The organism is Micromonospora sp. SYSU B005 (assembly GCF_055362685.1).
In genome coordinates, this window is sequence record NZ_JAXCFU010000002.1 from 116,944 (window position 1) to 137,950 (window position 21,007).

A 21,007-nucleotide genomic window follows, 5' to 3' on the forward strand; every position below is an offset into this window, starting at 1 on the left:
ATGTTATCGCTCACAGTCGATGGCAGGGCATGAGCGCCGCAAGGCTCACCGGGCGAGCCGCGCTGGGCGTACCTCGACACCGTCACCGGACGCGGGGTCGGGGACTCGCACCACCACCATCGCGTAACCCCCGGAAGAGGAATCCGCATGAGACGAAAGAGAGCCTTGCTGACCACCGGCATCCTGGCCGGCGCGCTCGCCGCCGGGATGGCGGTGGCCCTGGCGCCGTCCGCGAGCGCCGGCACCACGCTGCGCGCGTCGGCGGCCGAGAAGGGCCGTTACTTCGGCGCCGCGGTCGCCACCGGCAAGCTGTCCGACAACACGTACGCCACTGTGCTGAACCGCGAGTTCAACTCCGTGGTGGCCGAGAACGAGATGAAGTGGGACGCCACCGAGCCGCAGCAGGGGCGGTTCAGCTACACCGGCGGCGACCGGCTGGTCAGCCACGCCCGCGCGAACGGCATGTCGGTGCGCGGGCACGCGCTGCTCTGGCACCAGCAGCAGCCGTCGTGGGCGCAGGGCCTGTCCGGCAGCGCGCTGCGCAACGCCGCGATCAACCACGTCACCCAGGTCGCCACCCACTTCCGCGGGCAGATCTACGCCTGGGACGTGGTGAACGAGGCGTTCGCCGACGGCGGCAGCGGCGGGCGCCGCGACTCGAACCTGCAGCGCACCGGCAACGACTGGATCGAGGCGGCGTTCCGGGCGGCCCGCGCCGCGGACCCGGGCGCGAAGCTCTGCTACAACGACTACAACACCGACGGCATCAACGCGAAGTCGACCGGTATCTACAACATGGTCCGCGACTTCAAGTCGCGCGGCGTGCCGATCGACTGCGTCGGCTTCCAGTCGCACCTGGGCACCACGATCCCCGGTGACTACCAGGCCAACCTCCAGCGCTTCGCGGACCTGGGCGTCGAGGTGCAGATCACCGAGCTGGACGTGATGACCGGCGGGAACCAGGCGAACATCTACGCCGCCGTGACCCGCGCCTGCCTGGCGGTGTCGCGCTGCACCGGCATCACGGTGTGGGGCGTCCGGGACTGCGACTCGTGGCGCGGCTCGGACAACGCGCTGCTGTTCGACTGCTCGGGCAACAAGAAGGCGGCGTACAACGCGGTGCTCGACGCGCTGAACGCCGGCGGCAACAACCCGCCGCCGACCACGACGCCGCCGCCGAACAACCCGACGACCCCGCCGCCGGGCCAGGGTGGATGTTCGGCCTCGGTGACGCTGAACTCCTGGACCGGTGGCTTCGTCGCCAACGTGAAGGTGACAGCCGGCTCGTCGGGCACCCGGGGATGGACGGTCACCATGACGTTGCCGGGCGGCGCGAGCATCACCAACACCTGGAGCGCGACGGCGAGCGGTAACAGCGGCACGGTGCGGTTCGCGAACGTGGACTACAACGGCCAGCTCGGCGCCGGTCAGAGCACCGAGTTCGGGTTCCAGGGCAACGGCAGCGGATCGGGCATGACGCCCACCTGCTCCGCGACCTGAGCCGGGGCCACCGCGAGGGCGGCGCGCGCCGCCCTCGCGGTGCTCCGCCACGCCGTCCCGTCCGACCTGGACCGCCGTCTCTGTTACGAGAAAGAGACATGCGCATTTCGCGCGATTGGTTGACGGGGCAACTTGTGAGCGTTAACACTCCCCTGTGAGGGTTACCTGTGTCACAGGGACCGCCACGACAGGGAGGACGCTCGTGCGCAGACGACTTCTGGCCGCACTCAGCGGTGCCGCGCTCGCGATCAGCCTGGCCGCCTGCAGCGGCGAGGGCGCGGGAGGCGGCGGAGACACCAGCTCGGCCAAGCCCGGCGACCTGACGATCGGCGTCTCGATGCCGACGCAGACCTCGGAACGATGGATCGCCGACGGCAACTCGGTGAAGGAGAAGCTCCAGGCCAAGGGCTACAAGGTCGACCTGCAGTACGCCGGGGACGACATCCCGACCCAGTCGCAGCAGATCGACCAGATGATCACGCAGGGCGCGGACGTGCTGGTCATCGCCCCGATCGACGGCACCGCGCTCAGCGGCCAGCTCCAGGCCGCCGCGGCCGCGAAGATCCCGGTCATCTCCTACGACCGGCTCATCCGCAACAGCCCGAACGTGAGCTTCTACGTCAGCTTCGACAACTACAAGGTCGGCGTGGCGCAGGCCAACGCGCTCCTGGTCGGCCTCGGCCTGCTCACCAAGGACGGCGCCAAGGGCACCGCGACCGGCCCGTTCAACGTGGAGCTGTTCGCCGGCTCGCTGGACGACAACAACGCCGGCTTCTTCTTCAACGGCGCGATGGACACGCTCAAGCCGTACTTCGACGCCGGCACGCTGAAGGTCAAGTCGGGGCAGACCAAGATCGAGCAGGCCGCCATCCTGCGCTGGCAGCAGGAGACCGCGCAGAAGCGGATGGAGGACCTGCTCACCTCCAGCTACAACGACGGCAGCAAGGTCGACGGCGTGCTGTCGCCGTTCGACGGCCTGTCCCGCGGCATCATCACCGCGCTGCAGAACGCCGGCTACCGCGGCGGCGCCAAGAAGATGCCGGTGGTGACCGGCCAGGACGCCGAGGTCGCCTCGGTCAAGCTGATCAACGACGGCGTGCAGAGCTCGACGGTGTTCAAGGACACCCGGCTGCTGGCCGAGCAGGCGGTCATCGCCGCCGAGGCGTTCCTGCGCAAGGAGGAGCCGAAGGCCAACGAGACCAAGGCGTACAACAACGGCGTCAAGGTCGTGCCCGCGTTCCTGCTGCCGGTGCAGACCGTCTACAAGGAGGACATCAAGTCCGTCCTGATCGACTCCGGCTACCTGACCGAGCAGGAGGTCGCCGCCGGACGGGCCGGCTGACCCGCGCGGCGACGGGCCCGGCGGCCACCGCGCCACCGGGCCCGTCCGCTCCGGACACCTCGACCACGAGCAGGACGGATACCCATGAGCGATCACATCCTCGAGATGCGGGGCATCACGAAGACCTTCCCGGGCGTGGCCGCGCTCCAGGACGTCTCGCTCGCCGTACGGCGTGGCGAGATCCACGCGATCTGCGGTGAGAACGGCGCCGGCAAGTCCACCCTGATGAAGGTGCTGTCCGGGGTCTACCCGGCGGGCAGCTACGACGGCCAGATCGTCTTCGACGGCGAGCCGGTCGGGTTCCGGGGGATCCAGGACAGCGAGGCCCGCGGCATCGTGATCATCCACCAGGAACTCGCCCTGGTGCCCTACCTGTCGATCGCCGAGAACATCTTCCTCGGCAACGAGCGCCGCGGCCGCGGCGGGCTGATCGACTGGCACCGGACCAACGCGGAGGCCGCGGCGCTGCTGCGGTCGGTCGGGCTGCACGAGAACCCGGTCACCCCGGTCATCCAGCTCGGCGTCGGCAAGCAGCAGCTCGTGGAGATCGCCAAGGCGCTGTCCAAGAAGGTGCGGCTGCTGATCCTCGACGAGCCCACGGCGGCACTCAACGACGTCGACTCGGCGCACCTGCTGGACCTGATGCGCCGGCTGCGCGACCAGGGCATCACCTGCATCATGATCTCGCACAAGCTAGGCGAGATCACCGCCGTCGCCGACTCGACCACTGTCATCCGCGACGGCCGTACCGTCGAGACGCTGGACATGTCCGACGGCGCCGTCACCCAGGACCGGATCATCCGCGGCATGGTCGGGCGCGACCTGGCCGCCTTCTACCCGACCCGCAGCGTGACGCCCGGCGACGAGGTGCTGCGGATCGAGGACTGGTCGGTGCGCCACCCGACCCAGGACCGCCTGGTCGTCGACCGGGCGTCGCTGCACGTGCGCGCCGGTGAGGTCGTCGGCATCGCCGGCCTGATGGGCGCCGGGCGCACCGAGCTGGCGATGAGCGTGTTCGGCCGGGCGTACGGCCGGGACATCAGGGGCCGGCTGTTCGTCAGGGGCCGTGAGGTACGGGCGCGCACTGTCGCCGAGGCCATCGCCAACGGCATCGCGTACGCCACCGAGGACCGCAAGCACTACGGCCTCAACCTCATCGACGACGTCCGCGGCAACGTCTCGGCCGCCGCGCTCGACAAGCTGGCCCGGCGCGGCTGGATCGACGGCAACCGCGAGATCCAGGTCGCCGAGCGGGGCCGGCGCGACATGAACATCAAGGCGCCGACGGTGATGTCGGTGGTGGGCAAGCTCTCCGGCGGCAACCAGCAGAAGGTCGTGCTGGCGAAGTGGCTGTTCACCGACCCGGACGTGCTGATCCTCGACGAGCCGACCCGGGGCATCGACGTGGGCGCGAAGTTCGAGATCTACACGATCGTCAACCGGCTGGTGGCCGACGGCAAGGCCGTCGTGCTCATCTCCTCCGAACTGCCCGAGCTGCTCGGCATGTGCGACCGCATCTACACCCTGGCGGCCGGCCGGATCACCGGGGAGACGCCGGTGGCCGAGGCCACCCAGGAGAACCTGATGGAACTCATGACCAAGGACAGGGATCTCGTCCGATGACCAGCACGAAGCCTCCTCCCGCCACGAAGGTCGCCACGCCGGACACCGGCGCGGCGGCGACCCTGCACACCGGCACCAGCGACCCGCGCGCGCTGATCCTGGGCAACCTGCGGCAGAGCGGCATCTACATCGCCCTGGTGGTGATCGTCGCGTTGTTCGCCGTCCTCACCGACGGCGTCTCGCTGAGCCCCGGCAACCTGACGAACATCGTCCTGCAGTACTCCTACATCCTGGTGCTCGCGATCGGCATGGTCATCGTGATCATCGGCGGCCACATCGACCTGTCCGTGGGATCGGTGGTGGCGCTCACCGGAGCGGTCTCGGCGGTGCTGGTCATCCGCGAGGGCATGCCCTGGTGGGCCGGCGTCCTGGCCGCGCTCGCGGTGGGCGTCGCGGTCGGCGCGTGGCACGGGCTCTGGGTCGCGTACGCCGGCATCCCGGCGTTCATCGTCACCCTGGCCGGCATGCTGCTGTTCCGCGGCCTGACGCTGCGCGTGCTGGACAACATCTCGCTGTCGCCGTTCCCGGAGGAGTACCAGCGGGTCGCGGCCGGCTTCCTCAACGGCCTGCTGGGCGGCCAGGGCTACGACGCCTTCACACTGTTCATCGGCGCGTTCGCCGTGGTCGGGTACGCGGTGGCCGTGTTCCGGACCCGGGTCGCCCGGGTGCGCCACGAGCAGCCGGTGGAGTCGTTCCCGCTGTTCGTCCTGCGGATCGTGGTGGTCGGCGCCGTGGTCATGTGGTTCGCCTGGCAGCTCGCCCACGCCCGGGGCCTGCCGATCGTGCTGATCGTGCTCGCCGTGCTCGTGCTCGTCTACGGCCTGCTCACCCGCCGCACGGTGTTCGGCCGCCAGGTGTACGCCATCGGCGGCAACCTGCCCGCGGCGATGCTGTCCGGCGTACGGGTGAAGCGGGTCAACTTCTGGATCTTCGTCAACATGGGCTTCCTGTCCGCCGTGGCGGGTGTCATCTACTCGTCCCGCTCGAACGGGGCCCAGCCGGCGGCGGGCAACATGTTCGAGCTGGACGCGATCGCGGCGGCGTTCATCGGCGGCGCGGCCGTCACCGGCGGCGTCGGCACCGTGGTCGGCGCCATGGTGGGTGGCCTGATCATGGCGGTGATGAGCAACGGGATGCAGCTCATGGGCGTCGACCAGTCCGTCCAGTCGGTGGTCAAGGGCCTGGTGCTGCTCGTCGCAGTGGCGTTCGACATCTGGAACAAGCGCCGGGCGGCCGGCGCCCGGTGACGGCCGGCCGGAGGCTCGCCCCTTCGTCCGGCCGACCGCCGTTCACCGGCCGTAGCCGCTCACGCCCGGCTCCACCGTTGGTTGGCGTTGCCGTGGCAGGTCCAGACGATCACCCGGGTGCCGTTGGCGGTGCCCGCGTTGTCGACGTCCAGGCACAGCGACGGGAAGCGCCCGTTGCTCACCGTGCCGTTGCCGTTGACGGTCCACTGCTGGTTGGTGCCGCCGTTGCAGTCCCAGATCTGCACCCGGGTGCCGGCCGTCGCGCTCGTCGGCACGTCCAGGCACTTGCCGAGCACCTGCAACGCCTGCCCGTTGGCGGTGAACTGCTGGTTTGCGTTGTTGTGGCAGTCCCAGATCAGCGTCCCGGTGCCGTTGGCGGTGCCGGCGTTGTCCACGTCGAGGCACCGGCCGGACGACTCGCTGCGCAGCCGGAACGTGGTCGGGACCGGCGGCGGGGTGGTGGTGCCGCCCCCGCTGACCCGGTAGACCACGGTGCCGTGCGCGGGCACGCTGGCGGAGATCGTGCCGGTGCTGGTGGAGGTGGCGTCGGTCCACGCGTCGCGCAGCGTGAAGGAACTGCCGCTCTTGCCCACCGCCGCCGCCGTGGTGGAGACGGTGGTGGTCGAGCCGCCCTGGTTGAACAGGGCGACCGCCACGTCGCCGTTTGCCAGCGGCTTGGCCAGCACCCGCCGGGTGCCGTCGAAGGAGACCTGGGCCGCCTGGCGGCCGAGCGCGTCCTGGTTGATCGCGACCAGGTTCGCGTTGCGCAGGATCGCCAGCGTGGCGGCGTTCGCCGACCGTACGTCGTTGCCCATCATCAGCGGCGCGGCCAGGACCGCCCAGAGCGCGAAGTGGCTGCGCATCTCGGTGTCGTTCATGCCCCCTCGGCCGACCTCGAGCATGTCCGGGTCGTTGAATCCGCCCGGCGCGGCGTAACCGGCCAGCGGCACCGTGACGTCGACGATGTTCTGGATGCCCATCGGGTAGCCGTTCGTCTGGCCGGTGTTCCACGCGTTGGTGATGTCCTCTGTGGTCCGCCAGAGGTTCGCCACGTCGCTCCAGTTGCGCTGCGGCCCGGTCTTGGCGTGGTAGCTGTTGGGGTTGATGCTGTAGACGATCGGCCGGCCGGTGGAGGCCAGCGCGTCGCGCATGATGCCGAACCGCGCCACCTGGTCGTTGATGGTGCCGGTGCCGGAGCACCAGTCGTACTTGAGGTAGTCCACGCCCCAGGCGGCGAACTGCCGCGCGTCCTGGTACTCGTGGTTGAGGCTGCCGGTGGCGCCGGGGAACGCGCCGCCGACCTGGGCGCAGGTCTTGTCCAGCGGCACCTGGTAGATGCCGAACAGCAGGCCCCGGGCGTGCAGGTAGTCACCGAGGGACTTCATCCCGCTGGGGAACCGCTGCGGGTGCGCCTGGAGGTTGCCCTGCGCGTCCCGGTTCGGGTCGAACCAGCAGTCGTCCACGACGACGTATTTGTAGCCGAGGTCGCGCAGGCCGTTGCTGACCATCGCGTCGGCGGTCTGGCGGATGAGGGTCTCGTTGATGTTGCAGCCGAAGGTGTTCCAGGTGTTCCACCCCATCGGCGGGGTACGGGCGACGCCGTTGTCCAACGCCCGGGCGGGACGCGGGGCCACAGCCTGGTCGGTGACTGTCGCGGCGAGCGCCACCGCCGCGACGCCCAGGACGGCGAGCGTCCGTCGGGTCCATCTGCGCACTGATCCTCCTCGGTCGCCGGGCGCCGGCCGTGCCGGCGTCCGGTTGGGAGCGGCCCGCCGGTCGCGTGGCGTCGCCCGGGATGCGCGGGGACGTACGCGGCACGGCAGTGGAGAGGGGCCGGCCGGTCACCGGCGGGCGTTCGTGGGTGGTGGGGTCCGGCGGTCGACGGGGTCGCCGTCCGCGTCGCCGCCCGGCTGCGGCGCCGGGGTTTCCCGGACGGCGGCGCCACGAAGCAGGGATGGCGAGAATGTTATCGCTGACATCAAACCCTGTAAATAGCGATGAGGTCCGTGCGGCCCGTGCCGGCAACCGTTCGCGTGGGTGCCGGGGCCGGGAAAAGTGCCGCTGAGGGGCGCTGTGCGACCTCGGGAGGCCCTCGCTGCGGCTCGGAGTCCGCAGCGCCGATCGCGGCGGCCCGACGATCCACTAAGGCATCGATTGTTGTCGCTAACAAGGCGCTCGCCGGGGCCCGGCGGCCGGACCGGGCACGCGTCCGTGTGGATCTCCTCCGGGCGCGGCCCCGCCGGTCCGTGCCGCCCGGCCGCGGTGGTCCGGCGAGGGTGGTTCCTCGTTACGTAGCTGTTGCCCGGAGGTGTCTTGACGGATGTATATGTGAGCGCTAACACTAACTCCGTGACACGGCGGAGGTGCAAATGAGCGAAGTGGACGCGTCCGACCGGTACGTGATCGGTGTCGATTTCGGCACGCTGTCCGGGCGGGCGCTCGTGGTACGCGTCCGGGACGGTGCCGAACTCGGTACGGCGGTGCACGAGTACCGGCGCGGGGTCATCGAGACCGCGCTTCCCGACGGCGGCCCGGCGCTGCCCCCGGACTGGGCCCTCCAGGACCCGGACGACTACCGCGACGTGCTGCGCCACGCGGTGCCGGCCGCGCTCGCCGAATCCGGCGTGGACCCGTCCCGGGTGGTGGGCATCGGCATCGACTTCACCGCGTGCACCGTGCTCCCGACGCTCGCCGACGGCACACCGCTGTGCGAGATCCCGCAACTGCGCGACCGGCCGCACGCCTGGGTGAAGCTCTGGAAGCACCACGCCGCGCAGCCGCACGCCGACCGGATCAACGCGCTGGCGGCCGAACGCGGCGAGCCGTGGCTCGGCCGCTACGGCGGCAAGATCTCCGCCGAGTGGCAGTTCGCCAAGGGCCTGCAGATCCTGGAGGAGGACCCGGAGGTCTACCGCCGGGCCGAGCGCTTCATCGAGGCCGCCGACTGGATCGTGTGGCAGCTCTGCGGCGCCGAGACGCGCAACGTCTGCACGGCCGGCTACAAGGGCATCCGGCAGGACGGCCGCTACCCGTCGGCGGACTACCTGTCCGCGCTCGACCCCGGCTTCGCCGACTTCGTGACCAAGCTGGACGGTCCGCTGCTGCCGCTGGGCGCGCGGGCCGGCACGCTCAGCGCCCGCGCCGCCGCCTGGACCGGGCTGCCCGAGGGCATCGCGGTCGCGGCCGGCAACGTCGACGCCCACGTCACCGCCGCGTCGGCCCAGGCGCTGCGGCCCGGCCGGCTGGTCGCCATCATGGGCACCTCCACCTGCCACGTCCTCAACGGCACCCACCCGGCCGAGGTGCCGGGCATGTGCGGCGTGGTCGACGGCGGCATCAGCCCCGGCGCCTGGGGCTTCGAGGCCGGGCAGAGCGGCGTGGGGGACATCTTCGGCTGGTTCGTCCGCCACGCCGCCCCGGCCGGGTTCGACTCGCACGAGCGGCTCACCGAGGCCGCCGCCGCCCAGCCGGTCGGCGCGCACGGCCTGGTGGCGCTGGACTGGTGGAACGGCAACCGGTCCCTGCTGGTCAACCACGACCTGAGCGGGATGATCGTCGGGCTGACGCTCGCCACCCGGCCGCCGGACGTCTACCGCGCGCTGCTGGAGTCCACGGCGTACGGCACCCGGATGATCGTCGAGGCGTTCGCGCAGGCCGGTGTGCCCGTCGACGACCTGGTGGTGGCCGGTGGGCTCACCTCCAACCGGCTGCTCATGCAGATCTACGCCGACGTCACCGACCGGCCGCTGAGCATCATCGGTTCCGCCCAGGGCCCGGCGCTCGGCTCGGCCATCCACGCGGCTGTCGCCGCCGGGGCGTACCCGACGATCCACGAGGCGTCCGCCGCGATGGGGCGCATCGACGAGGCCGTCTACCGGCCCGTACCGGAGAACGTCCGGGCCTACGACGCCCTGTACGCCGAGTACCGCGCGTTGCACGACCACTTCGGCCGCGGTGCGAACGACGTCATGCTCCGCCTGCGGGCGATCCGTAACGCGGCGGTCGACGCCGCCGCGGACCGCGCCGCCGCGACCCTGGAGGTGGTCGGATGAACAGCGAGGTCGACGCGCTGCGCGAGACGGTGGCGCGCCTGCACCGCGAACTGACCCGCTACGACCTGGTGGCCTGGACCGCCGGCAACGTGTCAGCCCGCGTACCCGGTCAGGATCTGATGGTCATCAAGCCCAGCGGCGTCGACTACGACGACCTGACCGCGGCGGCCATGGTGGTCTGCGACCTCAACGGCACCGTCGTCGACGGCGACGGCGCCCCGTCCAGCGACACCGCCGCGCACGCCTACGTCTACCGCGCGATGCCCGAGGTCGGCGGCGTCGTGCACACGCACAGCGGGTACGCCACCGCCTGGGCGGCCCGCGGCGAGGCGATCCCGTGCTGGCTGACCGCGCAGGCCGACGAGTTCGGCGGGGAGATCCCGATCGGGCCGTTCGCGCTGATCGGCGGCGACGACATCGGCAAGGGCATCGTCAGCACGCTGTCCGGGCACCGCTCACCCGCGGTGCTCATGCGCAACCACGGCGTCTTCACCATCGGCCGTGACGCCCGGGCGGCGGTCAAGGCCGCGGTGATGTGCGAGGACGTGGCCCGCACCGCACACCTGGCCCGGGCGCTCGGCCAGCCGGTGCCGATCGCGCCGGCCGACATCGACTCGCTCTACGACCGCTACCAGAACGTGTACGGCCAACGCCCGTCGGCGCACTGACCCCGGACCGCGCCGCGCACCCCCCACCACCACACCCGGGCCGCTCCGGCTCCCCGCCGGACGTGCGCCCGGAACATCCAACCCCCGGAGGAGAATCGATGAGAAGCAGGAGCACGGCACGCACGGTCATCGCGGCGTTCGCCGGCGTGCTGCTCGCCGCCAGCATGGCCGCGTGCGGCAACAGCGACACCGGCGGCGGTTCCGGCGACGGCAACGACAAGATCGTCCTGGGCTTCTCCCAGGTGGGCGCCGAGAGTGGCTGGCGCACCGCCAACACCACCTCGATCAAGGAGGCGGCGGCCGAGGCGGGCATCGAGCTGAAGTTCGACGACGCCCAGCAGAAGCAGGAGAACCAGATCAAGGCGATCCGGAACTTCATCCAGCAGAAGGTCGACGTGATCGCCTTCTCGCCGGTGGTGGAGTCCGGCTGGGACACCGTGCTCAAGGAGGCCAAGGACGCCAAGATCCCGGTGATCCTGACCGACCGCGCCGTCGACTCGGCCGACAAGTCGCTCTACAAGACGTTCCTCGGCTCGGACTTCGTCAAGGAGGGCCGCCTCGCCGGCGAGTGGCTGGTGGAGCAGAAGAAGTCCGCGTCCGGCCCGGTCAACATCGTCGAGCTGCAGGGCACGACCGGCTCGGCGCCGGCAAACGACCGGAAGAAGGGCTTCGCCGAGGCGATCGCCGCCAACCCCAACCTGAAGATCGTCGCTTCGCAGACCGGTGACTTCACCCGCGCCGGCGGCAAGCAGGTGATGGAGCAGTTCCTCAAGGCCAACCCGAAGATCGATGTGCTCTTCGCGCACAACGACGACATGGGCCTGGGCGCGCTCGAGGCGATCACCGCGGCCGGCAAGACGCCCGGCAAGGACATCACCATCATCACCGTCGACGCGGTGAAGGACGGCATGCAGGCCCTCGCGGACGGCAAGTTCAACTTCATCGCCGAGTGCAGCCCGCTGCTCGGCCCGCAGCTGATGGACCTGGTCAAGAAGGTCAAGGCCGGCGAGGAGGTGCCCGCCCGGATCGAGACCGAGGAGACCACGTTCACCCAGGAGCAGGCCAAGGAGGCACTGCCCAACCGCAAGTACTGAGTCACCGGGGGCCGCCGTCGCAACCGACGGCGGCCCCCGTACCACCACCGTCGAAGAAGAGGTCCGATGGGATGACGGGTAACCGTCCGGTCCTGACCATGACCGGCATCAGCAAGACCTTCCCCGGGGTCCGCGCGCTGCACGACGTCGACTTCCGGCTGTTCCCGGGCGAGGTCCACGCCCTGATGGGCGAGAACGGCGCCGGCAAGTCCACCCTGATCAAGGTGTTGACCGGCGTCTACGGGACCGACGCGGGCGTCGTCACGCTCGACGGCGAGCAGGTCTCGTTCACCGGTCCGATGCAGGCCGCCGCGGCCGGTGTCAGCACCGTGTACCAGGAGATCAACCTCTGCACCAACCTGTCGGTGGCGGAGAACGTCTTCATCGGCCGGGAACCCCGCAGGTTCGGCGCGGTGCGCTGGGGCGAGATGCGCCGCCGGGCCCGCGACCTGCTGGCCCGGCTCGACCTCGACCTCGACGTCGGCGCGCCGCTCGGCTCGTACTCGCTCGCGGTGCAGCAGATGGTCGCCATCGCCCGGGCGATCGACGTGCGGGCCCGGGTACTGATCCTGGACGAACCGACGTCCAGCCTGGACGCCGGCGAGGTCGCGCAGCTGTTCCGGATCATGCGGCAACTGCGCGACGAGGGGATCGCGATCCTGTTCGTCACCCACTTCCTCGACCAAGTCTACGGCATCGCCGACCGGATCACGGTGTTGCGCAACGGCCAGCTCGTGGGGGAGTACCGCACCGAGGAGCTGCCGCAGTTCAGCCTGGTCGAGAAGATGATCGGGCAGGAGCTGGACGTGCTGGAGCGGCTCGACGAGCAGCAGAAGCGCGCCACCCTCGACGCGGGCGGTGCGGCCCCGCTCGTGGACGCCACCGAACTCGGCCGGCGCGGCGCGGTCGCCCCGTTCAGCCTGCGCATCCACGCCGGCGAGGTGGTCGGCCTGGCCGGCCTGCTCGGCTCCGGCCGGACCGAGGTGGCGCGGCTGATCTTCGGCGCGGACCGGGCCGACCACGGCCAGGTCCGGCTCGACGGCGGCCGGGCGCCGGTCCGCAACCCGATCCAGGCCATCGGCCAGGGCGTCGGGTTCTGCTCGGAGAACCGCCGGGCCGAGGGCATCGTCCCGGAACTCACCGTCCGGGAGAACATGATCCTGGCGATGCAGGCCGCGCGCGGCTGGCTGCGTCCGATCCCGCGCCGCCGCCAGGACGAGCTGGTCCGCAGGTACGTCGAGGCGCTGAGCATCCGTCCCGCCAACCCGGAGCTGCCGGTGCGCAACCTCTCCGGCGGCAACCAGCAGAAGGTGCTGCTGGCCCGCTGGCTGATCACCGAGCCGCGCCTGCTGATCCTGGACGAGCCGACCCGCGGCATCGACGTCGGCGCCAAGGCCGAGATCCAGAAGCTGGTGGTGCAGCTCTCCGACGGCGGCATGGCGGTGCTGTTCATCTCCGCCGAGCTGGAGGAGGTGCTGCGCCTGAGCCACCGGGTCGCGGTGATGCGCGACCGGGAGATGGTCGCTCAGCTCGACAACGACGACACGCTCGACGCCGACCGCGTCATGCGCACCATCGCCAGTGGAACGCCCCGGGAGGAGGTGACCCCATGACCGCCGTCGCCGACCGCCTCCGCCCGCTGACCGGCCACCGCCTGTTCTGGCCGGCACTCGTGCTCGTGGTCATGATCGCCGCGAACACCGTCTACCGTCCCGGCTTCCTCGCCGTCGAGGTCAAGAACGGCCACCTGTACGGCACGCCGATCGACATCCTCCGGCTGAGCGCGCCGCTGATCCTGGTCGCGCTCGGGATGACGCTCGTCATCGCCACCGGCGGCATCGACCTGTCGGTCGGCTCGCTCTGCGCGATCAGCGGCGCGATCGCCTGCCTGCACATCAGCGGGGCGGCCGACCAGAGCAGCCCGGCCACGGTGGCCACCGCGCTCGCACTGGCCTTCGGTGCCGCGCTGGTGCTCGGTGCCTGGAACGGGATACTCGTGGCGGTCATCGGCATCCAGCCGATCATCGCCACGCTGATCCTCATGGTGGCCGGGCGGGGCATCGCCCAGCTGGTCACCGAGGGCCAGATCATCACCATCAACTCCGGTCCGTACCGGGCGATCGGGCTCGGGCACTTCCTGACGCTGCCGCTGGCCATCCTGATCGCGCTCGCCGCCGCGCTGCTCGTGGCCGCGTTCACCCGCCGCACCGCGCTCGGGCTGATCGTCGAGTCGGTCGGCGGCAACGCCGAGGCCAGCCGGCTCGCCGGCATCCGGTCGCGGCGCATCGTCTTCCTCGTCTACGTGATCAGCGCCGCCTGTGCCGCGCTCGCCGGTTTCATGGTCACCGCGAACGTGTCCAGCGCCGACGGCAACGCCGCCGGCCTGTGGATCGAACTCGACGCGATCCTGGCCGTCGTCATCGGCGGCACGTCGCTGGCCGGCGGCCGGTTCTCCCTCGGCGGCACCGTGCTCGGCGCGCTGATCATCCAGACCCTGACCACCACCGTGTACGCGATGAACATCTCGCCGCAGACGTCGCTGCTGTTCAAGGCCGTCGTCGTCATCGCCGTCTGCCTCGTGCAGGCCCCGGCGTTCCGGGCCCGGCTGCGCCGGCGACGGCGCGGGGCCGAACCCGGCCCGGCGGCACCGCAGCGGGAGAAGGAGCAGGTGCCGGCATGAGCAGCACGTCCTTGACCACCGGCCGGTCGTGGCGGCCCAGCCTGCCCCGGCGGCACGTACCGGTGCTGGCCACGCTCGCCCTGCTGCTGGTCATGTACGGCATCGGCGTGTCCCAGTACCGCGCCTTCTCCAACGTCCAGGTCGTCTTCAACGTCTTCATCGACAACGGCTTCCTGCTCGTCGTCGCGGTCGGCATGACGTTCGTGATCCTCACCGGCGGCATCGACCTGTCCGTCGGATCGGTGGTGGCGATGACCGCGATGGTGTCGGCGGCGCTGCTGCGCGACGGCCTGCCCGCGGCCCTGGTGCTGGTGATCGCGCTGCTGATCGGCCCGACGCTGGGTTTCCTGATGGGTTGCGCGATCCATTTCTTCGAGATCCAGCCGTTCATCGTGACACTCGCCGGGATGTTCTTCGCCCGGGGCATGTGCACGTTCATCAGCGACGCCTCGATCTCCATCACCGACGGTTTCTGGACCTCGATGTCGCAGCAGCGCATCGGCGACCCGGCCGGCAACTTCGTGTCGATCAGCGTGCTGATCGCGTTCGCGGTGGTGCTGATCGCGGCGTACGTGCTGGCGTACACCCGGTTCGGCCGCAACGTGTACGCGGTCGGCGGCAACGCGCAGTCGGCGCTGCTGATGGGCCTGCCGGTGGCGCGGACCCGGATCGCCGTCTACACGATCAGCGGGCTCTGCTCGGCGATCGGCGGCATCCTGCTGTCGTTCTACACGCTGTCCGGCGCGCCGCTGATCGCCGTCGGGATGGAGCTGGACGTGATCGCCGCCGTGGTGATCGGCGGCACCGTGCTCACCGGCGGCTCCGGATACGTCTTCGGCACCGTGCTCGGCGTGCTGGTGCTGGGCGTGATCCAGACGCTGATCACGTTCGACGGCAGCCTCAACTCCTGGTGGACCAAGATCGTGATCGGCGGCCTGCTGTTCGCGTTCATCCTCCTCCAGCGCCTCATCGGCATCCGGTTCAAGTGACGGTTCCTAGCGCGGAAGGCAACAACATGGCAACTCACCCCCAGCCCGAGGTCTGGTTCCTCACCGGCAGCCAGGGCCTCTACGGCGAGGACACCCTGCGGCAGGTCGCCGAGCAGTCCCGGCAGATCGCCGCGCGCCTGGACGAGTCGCCGGACATCCCCGTACGCGTGGTCTGGAAGCCGGTCCTCACCTCCAGCGCGGACATCCTCGCCGCCTGCCGGGACGCGGCCGCGCAGGGCGCGGTCGGGGTGATCGCCTGGATGCACACGTTCTCCCCGGCCAAGATGTGGATCTCCGGGCTGGACGCGCTGCGCACGCCGCTGCTGCACCTGCACACGCAGGCCAACGTGGCGCTGCCGTGGGACGACATCGACATGGACTTCATGAACCTCAACCAGGCCGCGCACGGCGACCGGGAGTTCGGGTTCATCCAGACCCGGCTCGGGGTGGCGCGCAAGACCGTCGCCGGGCACGTCACCGACCCCCGGGTCGTCGGGCGGGTCGCGGCCTGGGCCCGCGCCGCGATCGGCTGGTCGGCGGTGCGGACGCTGCGGCTGGCCCGCTTCGGCGACAACATGCGCGACGTCGCGGTCACCGAGGGGGACAAGGTCGAGGCGGAGCTGCGCTTCGGCGTCTCGGTGAACACCTACGGCGTCAACGACCTGGTCGCCGCCGTCGACCAGGTGCCCGACGCGCAGGTCGACGACCTGGTCAAGGAGTACGACGACACCTACCGCGTGGCCGCCGAGCTGCGGCCGGGCGGGAACCGGCACGACTCGCTGCGGTACGCGGCGCGCCAGGAGCTGGGCCTGCGCGCGTTCCTCGACGCCGGCGGGTTCCGGGCGTTCACCACGAACTTCGAGGACCTCGGCGGGCTGCGCCAGCTCCCCGGGATCGCGGTGCAGCGCCTGATGGCCGAGGGCTACGGCTTCGGTGGCGAGGGGGACTGGAAGACGTCGGTGCTGGTGCACACGCTCAAGGCGATGGCCGTCGGCGTGCCGGGCGGCACCTCGTTCATGGAGGACTACACCTACGACCTGACGTTCGGCCAGGAGCTGATCCTCGGCGCGCACATGCTGGAGGTGTGCCCGAGCATCGCCGCCGACGTGCCGAGCGCGGAGGTGCACCCGCTGAGCATCGGCGGCCGGGAGGACCCGGTACGCCTGGTCTTCGACGCCGCGCCCGGTCCGGCGGTCGTGCTGGGCATGGCGGACATGGGGGAGCGGTTCCGGCTGGTCGCGAACGCGGTGGACGTGGTGCCGCCGCCGCATCCGCTGCGCCGGCTGCCGGTGGCGCGCGCGGTCTGGCGTCCGCAGCCCGACCTGGCCGGCTCGGCGGAGGCGTGGATCACCGCGGGCGCGCCGCACCACACCGTGCTGTCCCAGGCCGTCGGCGTGGAGGAACTGCGCGACCTGGCCGAGATGGCCCGCACCGAGCTGGTGGTCATCGACGCCGAGACGCGTCCGCACCGCTTCGCCGACGAGCTGCGCTGGAACCAGGCGTACTACCGGCTCGCCCGGGGCTTCTGAGCCCTCGCCGGCCGGCCGTGCCGGCCCGCGCGGCGGTGCCCCGTGTTACGCCTTGACGTACGGCATGTTATCGCTCACAGTCGATGGATAGGGTCACCGGCACCGCTCGCGGGCCGTTCCGGGCGCGATCTGCGCCGCAGTTGCCAGGGATCCGACTCCCGCCTGGGTGGGCATCGCTGTTAGCGATAACGCCGACGTCGTCGGCGCGTGCCGCCGTGCCCGGGCTCCGGTCGACGAAGGAGGATCATGGTGACGGCTCGACTGTCCCGTGGACGTGGACGCCTGTCCCGGCTGCTGGCCGGGGTGGTGGCGTTGCTTGTCGGCGGCGTGGTGGTGGGCGCCGTGCCCGCGCCCGTCTCCGCGGCCACCGTGGACACCAGCGCGTACTACGTGCTGGTGAACCGCAACAGCGGCAAGGCGCTGGACCTGTACAACCAGGCGACGAACGACGGGGCGCGGATCACCCAGTGGACGCGCAACGACGGTGCCTGGCAGCAGTGGCAGTTCGTGGACTCCGGCGGTGGCTACTACCGGCTGCGGTCCCGGCACTCCGGCAAGGTGCTGGACGTGACCGGCGCGTCCACCGCCAACGGCGCGGCGGTGGTCCAGTGGACCGACCACGGCGGCACCAACCAGCAGTTCCGGCTGGCCGACTCCGACGGCGGGTACGTCCGGCTGATCAACCGGAACTCGAACAAGGTGATGGAGGTGCAGAACGCCTCCACCGCGGACGGCGGCAACATCGTGCAGTACGACGACTGGAACGGCGCGAACCAGCAGTGGCAGCTCGTCCGCGTCGGCGACAACCCCGGCAACCCGGGCACCCCGGGCGGCAGCTTCACCAACCCGGCCGTCTGGCAGGACTTCGCCGACGTCGACATCATCCGGGTCGGCGACGTCTACTACATGTCCGCCTCCACCATGCACTACTCGCCGGGCGCGCCGGTGCTGCGCTCCTGGGACCTGGTGAACTGGGAGTTCGCCGGCCACTCGGTGCCGCGGCTGGAGTTCGGCACCAAGTACGACCTGAGCGCCGGCGAGCAGGCGTACGTGGACGGCATCTGGGCGTCGACGCTGAACTACCGGCCGAGCAACCGCACGTTCTACTGGGCCGGGTGCATCGACTTCGCGCAGACCCACATCTACACCGCCACCGCCGTGGACGGCGCGTGGAACCGCCTGACCACCATCCCCAACTGCTACTACGACGCCGGCATGCTGATCGACGACAACGACACCATGTACGTCGCGTACGGCAACGGCACGATCAGCGTGGCCCAGCTCTCCGCCGACGGGCGCAGCCAGGTCCGGGCCCAGCAGGTCTACCAGACGCCGTCGAGCATCGGCACGCTGGAGGGCGCGCGCTTCTACAAGCGCAACGGCGCGTACTACATCTGGCTGACCCGGCCGGCCAACGGCCAGTACGTGCTGAAGTCCACGAACGGCCCGTTCGGCCCGTACGAGCAGCGGCAGGTGCTGCTCAACCTGCCCGGCCCGATCTCCGGCGGCGGCGTGCCGCACCAGGGCGGGCTGGTGCAGACGCAGACCGGCGCCTGGTACTACATGGCGTTCACCGACGCGTACCCGGGCGGCCGGATGCCGACGCTGGCGCCGATCACCTGGACCTCCGACGGCTGGCCGCAGGTGCAGACCGTCAACGGCGCCTGGGGCGCGAGCTACCCCAACCCGTTGCCGACCCGCCCGGTCAAGCCGCTCACCGGCACCGACACGTTCTCCGGCACCACGCTCGGCCCGCAGTACGAGTGGAACCACAACCCGGACAACAGCAGGTGGTCGGTGAACAACGGCCTGCGGTTGCAGACCGCCACCGTCACGAACGACCTGTACCGGGCCCGCAACACGCTCACCCACCGCATCCAGGGGCCGACCTCGACCGGCACGATCGAGCTGGACTACTCGACCATGCGCGACGGTGACCGGGCCGGCCTGGCGATGCTGCGGGACAGCTCGGCCTGGATCGGCGTACGGCGGGACAACGGCGCGACCCGCGTGGTGATGACGAACGGCCTGACCATGGGCTCGAACTGGAACACCACGAGCACCGGTACGGAGATCGCCGGCGCGGCGGTGTCCGGCGGTCGGATCTGGCTGCGGGCGAACGCCGACATCCGGCCCGGCTCGGGCCGGCAGGCGCGGTTCTCCTACAGCACCGACGGGGTGAACTTCGTGTCGCTCGGTAACGCGCTGACGCTCAACAACGCGTGGCAGTTCTTCATGGGCTACCGGTTCGGCTTCTTCAACTACGCCACCCAATCCCTCGGCGGCGCGGTGACGGTGCGGCAGTTCTCGCTGACGACACCGTGACAACGGTCACTATTCGCGGCCGTTGACACATCTTCGACAACCCGGGGTGCGGCTCTGGCAATCGCCGGAAATGCCGCACCCCGGGCGCAATTCCACCCGCTCCGAGCTGCCTGTTCGTGCCACTGCGTAACGGCAGGGAATGAGCCGCCTGTCGATTCCCCGATATCGCCGCGCCACGGCCGGAACGGGCGATCGACGGTGCCGATACCGATGGGACCGCTGGCGTAGACTGTCGCCACCCGGGACGGTCCGGTCGAGATCGACCGGGTGTGGCCGCGGGCAGTGGCGAAAGTGAGGTGGCCGTGCGCGGTCCTGCGATGACGGACGTGGCCCGCCTCGCCGGGGTATCGCACCAGACGGTCTCCCGGGTTCTCAACGGGCATCCCAACGTGCGTGAGCAGACCCGGTTGCGGGTGCAGGCCGCCATCACCGAACTCGGCTACCGGCCCAACCGCGCCGCCCGCGCGCTGGTGACCGGCCGGTCCCAGGTGATCGGTGTGGTCGCGCAGAACACCACGCTCTACGGCCCGGCGTCGCTGCTCGCGGCGCTGGAGCAGACCGCCGCCGAGGCCGGCTTCGCGGTGAGCGTCGGCAGCGTCCGCGACCTCGACCACCGCTCCATCTCGGCCGCCGTGGAACGGCACCTGGCGCACCGGGTCGCCGGCATCGTGGTGATCGCACCGGTCGAGTCCGCCGGGGAGGCGCTGGAACGGCTGCCCCAGGACGTGCCGCTGGTGACTGTCGACGGCGACCCGCGGCGGCCGATCCCGCTGGTCACAGTCGACCAGGTCGCCGGCGCCCGGGCCGCCACCGAGCACCTCCTGGCCGCCGGGCACCGCACGGTGTGGCACGTGTCCGGGCCGTCGGACTGGTTCGACAGCGCCGGGCGGATCGAGGGGTGGCGCGAGGCGCTGCGGCAGGCCGGCGCCGAGATCCCGCCGCTGGTCCATGCCGACTGGTCGGCTGCGGCGGGCTACCGGTGCGGGCAGATGCTGGCCCGGATGCCGGAGGTCACCGCCGTCTTCACCGCCAACGACCACCTGGCGCTGGGCGTGCTGCGGGCGCTGCACGAGCACGGCCGCCGCGTCCCCGACGACATCAGCGTGGTCGGGTTCGACGACGTGCCCGAGGCGGCGTACTTCATCCCGCCGCTGACCACCGTCCGGCCGGACTTCGGCGCTGTCGCCGCGGCGAGCCTGGACCTGCTCCTGGCGCAGATCGAGTCGCAGACCGTCGGGCCGCTGCGGCAGACGATCGCGCCGACGCTGGTGCCGCGCCGCAGCGTGGGCCCGCCGCCCGCCCGCTGAGGCGGTAGCGGCCCGCCTGCCCGTGGCCCGACCCCGCCGTGCGAGGTCCGGTCGTCAGTGGTCGGTGCGGTGAGTGCGCGCCCGGCGCGCGATCAGCAGCACGATTCCGGCGACCACGAGCAGACCGGCGACCGCCCCACCCGCAAGCAGCGCGACCGGCGGGCCGTCGTCGCCGGACCGCGCGCCCGAGGCGTCCGGCCCGCCCGCGCCGTCCACGCCGGCCGACGCGGCAGCCGCCGCCGACGCGGGAGCCGACGGCGCGGGCGCGGCCGGGTCGGCCACGGTGAAGCGGTACGACCCCTGGACCGGGTGGCCGTCGCGGGACACCACCCGGTACGCGACCGTGTAGGTGCCGTTGCCCAGCGGCTCGTCGATCGTCACCGTGCCGGTGGCACCGTTCACCGCCGGTACGGAGGTGGGGACCTTACGCTGACCGGCGTCGCTGACCGTGATCGTGGTGAAGGAGGGGTTCAGCCCCTGCATGAACCGCAGCGTGACCTGCGTCGGCGCGGCGGTGAGCCGGGCGTCGCGCGCCGGTGTGGCCTCCTGGAGCGAGTTGTGCGCCGCCGCCGGCGTGGCCGGGACCAGCAGCAGGGCGGTGAAGACCGCGGCGAGCAGCGCGGTGACGGAACGGGTACGCATGACGCGCCT

15 protein-coding genes are annotated in these 21,007 nt (G+C 71.0%); 13 read left to right on the forward strand and 2 right to left on the reverse strand.

What is annotated here, in order from left to right; genetic code table 11:
* Window positions 1-147: 147 nt before the first annotated feature.
* The 4 genes from SM452_RS05760 (at window position 148) to mmsB (ending at window position 5,712) form a co-directional block, all read left to right on the forward strand.
* Complete coding sequence (locus SM452_RS05760) at window positions 148-1,500, forward strand: glycoside hydrolase family 10 protein (protein WP_463839430.1); 1,353 nt, start codon at window positions 148-150, stop codon at window positions 1,498-1,500.
* Window positions 1,501-1,702: 202 nt separating this feature from the next.
* The gene (gene chvE, locus SM452_RS05765) at window positions 1,703-2,842 is read left to right on the forward strand and encodes a multiple monosaccharide ABC transporter substrate-binding protein (protein WP_071094585.1); all 1,140 of its coding nucleotides are present in this window, start codon (window positions 1,703-1,705) and stop codon (window positions 2,840-2,842) included.
* Window positions 2,843-2,926: 84 nt separating this feature from the next.
* Window positions 2,927-4,465, forward strand: a complete 1,539-nt coding sequence (mmsA, locus tag SM452_RS05770) for a multiple monosaccharide ABC transporter ATP-binding protein (RefSeq protein WP_262011905.1) — start codon at window positions 2,927-2,929, stop codon at window positions 4,463-4,465.
* Entirely contained in the window at window positions 4,462-5,712 is a 1,251-nt protein-coding gene (gene mmsB / locus SM452_RS05775) for a multiple monosaccharide ABC transporter permease (RefSeq protein WP_262011904.1), read from the forward strand. The genes mmsA and mmsB overlap by 4 nt, the downstream gene beginning before the upstream one ends.
* Before the next feature lie 59 nt (window positions 5,713-5,771).
* Here mmsB and SM452_RS05780 read toward each other — a convergent pair whose 3' ends face one another.
* Complete coding sequence (locus SM452_RS05780) at window positions 5,772-7,427, reverse strand: glycoside hydrolase family 27 protein (RefSeq protein ID WP_463839431.1); 1,656 nt, start codon at window positions 7,425-7,427, stop codon at window positions 5,772-5,774.
* Between the two features lie 654 nt (window positions 7,428-8,081).
* Here SM452_RS05780 and araB point away from each other — a divergent pair.
* The 9 genes from araB (at window position 8,082) to SM452_RS05825 (ending at window position 20,356) form a co-directional block, all read left to right on the forward strand.
* Complete coding sequence (gene araB / locus SM452_RS05785; protein ID WP_262011902.1) at window positions 8,082-9,764, forward strand: ribulokinase; 1,683 nt, start codon at window positions 8,082-8,084, stop codon at window positions 9,762-9,764.
* Entirely contained in the window at window positions 9,761-10,432 is a 672-nt protein-coding gene (locus tag SM452_RS05790) for an L-ribulose-5-phosphate 4-epimerase (RefSeq protein WP_366619540.1), read from the forward strand. Before araB ends, SM452_RS05790 begins: the two co-directional genes overlap by 4 nt.
* Window positions 10,433-10,530: 98 nt before the next feature.
* Window positions 10,531-11,526 (forward strand): ABC transporter substrate-binding protein, encoded by a 996-nt coding sequence (locus tag SM452_RS05795; RefSeq protein WP_262011900.1) that lies wholly within the window; start codon window positions 10,531-10,533, stop codon window positions 11,524-11,526.
* Window positions 11,527-11,597: 71 nt separating this feature from the next.
* Window positions 11,598-13,139: a sugar ABC transporter ATP-binding protein gene (locus SM452_RS05800; protein WP_262011899.1), complete on the forward strand. Its 1,542-nt coding sequence runs from the start codon at window positions 11,598-11,600 to the stop codon at window positions 13,137-13,139.
* Complete coding sequence (locus SM452_RS05805) at window positions 13,136-14,206, forward strand: ABC transporter permease (RefSeq protein WP_262011898.1); 1,071 nt, start codon at window positions 13,136-13,138, stop codon at window positions 14,204-14,206. Before SM452_RS05800 ends, SM452_RS05805 begins: the two co-directional genes overlap by 4 nt.
* On the forward strand, window positions 14,203-15,195 hold the full coding sequence (gene yjfF / locus SM452_RS05810) for a galactofuranose ABC transporter, permease protein YjfF (protein WP_013286824.1): 993 nt from the start codon (window positions 14,203-14,205) through the stop codon (window positions 15,193-15,195). Before SM452_RS05805 ends, yjfF begins: the two co-directional genes overlap by 4 nt.
* Window positions 15,196-15,221: 26 nt before the next feature.
* Window positions 15,222-16,724, forward strand: coding sequence for an L-arabinose isomerase (gene araA, locus SM452_RS05815; RefSeq protein ID WP_463839432.1), 1,503 nt, complete (start codon window positions 15,222-15,224; stop codon window positions 16,722-16,724).
* Between the two features lie 246 nt (window positions 16,725-16,970).
* Window positions 16,971-19,049 carry an RICIN domain-containing protein gene (locus tag SM452_RS05820; protein ID WP_355508094.1) on the forward strand — a complete coding sequence of 693 codons (2,079 nt, stop codon included), beginning with the start codon at window positions 16,971-16,973 and terminating at the stop codon, window positions 19,047-19,049.
* 317 nt (window positions 19,050-19,366) lie between these two features.
* Complete coding sequence (locus SM452_RS05825) at window positions 19,367-20,356, forward strand: LacI family DNA-binding transcriptional regulator (RefSeq protein ID WP_209310301.1); 990 nt, start codon at window positions 19,367-19,369, stop codon at window positions 20,354-20,356.
* Between the two features lie 54 nt (window positions 20,357-20,410).
* Here SM452_RS05825 and SM452_RS05830 read toward each other — a convergent pair whose 3' ends face one another.
* Window positions 20,411-20,998, reverse strand: coding sequence for a copper resistance CopC family protein (locus SM452_RS05830; protein ID WP_355508092.1), 588 nt, complete (start codon window positions 20,996-20,998; stop codon window positions 20,411-20,413).
* Window positions 20,999-21,007: the final 9 nt, after the last annotated feature.

Excerpts from the sequence above, each read along its gene's own strand:
- SM452_RS05820 (WP_355508094.1), top strand. The coding sequence starts at position 16,971 with ATGGTGACGGCTCGACTGTCCCGTGGACGTGGACGCCTGTCCCGGCTG.
- SM452_RS05805 (WP_262011898.1), top strand. The coding sequence starts at position 13,136 with ATGACCGCCGTCGCCGACCGCCTCCGCCCGCTGACCGGCCACCGCCTG.
- SM452_RS05790 (WP_366619540.1), top strand. The coding sequence starts at position 9,761 with ATGAACAGCGAGGTCGACGCGCTGCGCGAGACGGTGGCGCGCCTGCAC.
- SM452_RS05760 (WP_463839430.1), top strand. The coding sequence starts at position 148 with ATGAGACGAAAGAGAGCCTTGCTGACCACCGGCATCCTGGCCGGCGCG.
- araB (WP_262011902.1), top strand. The coding sequence starts at position 8,082 with ATGAGCGAAGTGGACGCGTCCGACCGGTACGTGATCGGTGTCGATTTC.
- SM452_RS05800 (WP_262011899.1), top strand. The coding sequence starts at position 11,598 with ATGACGGGTAACCGTCCGGTCCTGACCATGACCGGCATCAGCAAGACC.
- SM452_RS05830 (WP_355508092.1), bottom strand. The coding sequence starts at position 20,998 with ATGCGTACCCGTTCCGTCACCGCGCTGCTCGCCGCGGTCTTCACCGCC.
- yjfF (WP_013286824.1), top strand. The coding sequence starts at position 14,203 with ATGAGCAGCACGTCCTTGACCACCGGCCGGTCGTGGCGGCCCAGCCTG.
- mmsB (WP_262011904.1), top strand. The coding sequence starts at position 4,462 with ATGACCAGCACGAAGCCTCCTCCCGCCACGAAGGTCGCCACGCCGGAC.
- araA (WP_463839432.1), top strand. The coding sequence starts at position 15,222 with ATGGCAACTCACCCCCAGCCCGAGGTCTGGTTCCTCACCGGCAGCCAG.
- SM452_RS05825 (WP_209310301.1), top strand. The coding sequence starts at position 19,367 with ATGACGGACGTGGCCCGCCTCGCCGGGGTATCGCACCAGACGGTCTCC.
- mmsA (WP_262011905.1), top strand. The coding sequence starts at position 2,927 with ATGAGCGATCACATCCTCGAGATGCGGGGCATCACGAAGACCTTCCCG.
- SM452_RS05795 (WP_262011900.1), top strand. The coding sequence starts at position 10,531 with ATGAGAAGCAGGAGCACGGCACGCACGGTCATCGCGGCGTTCGCCGGC.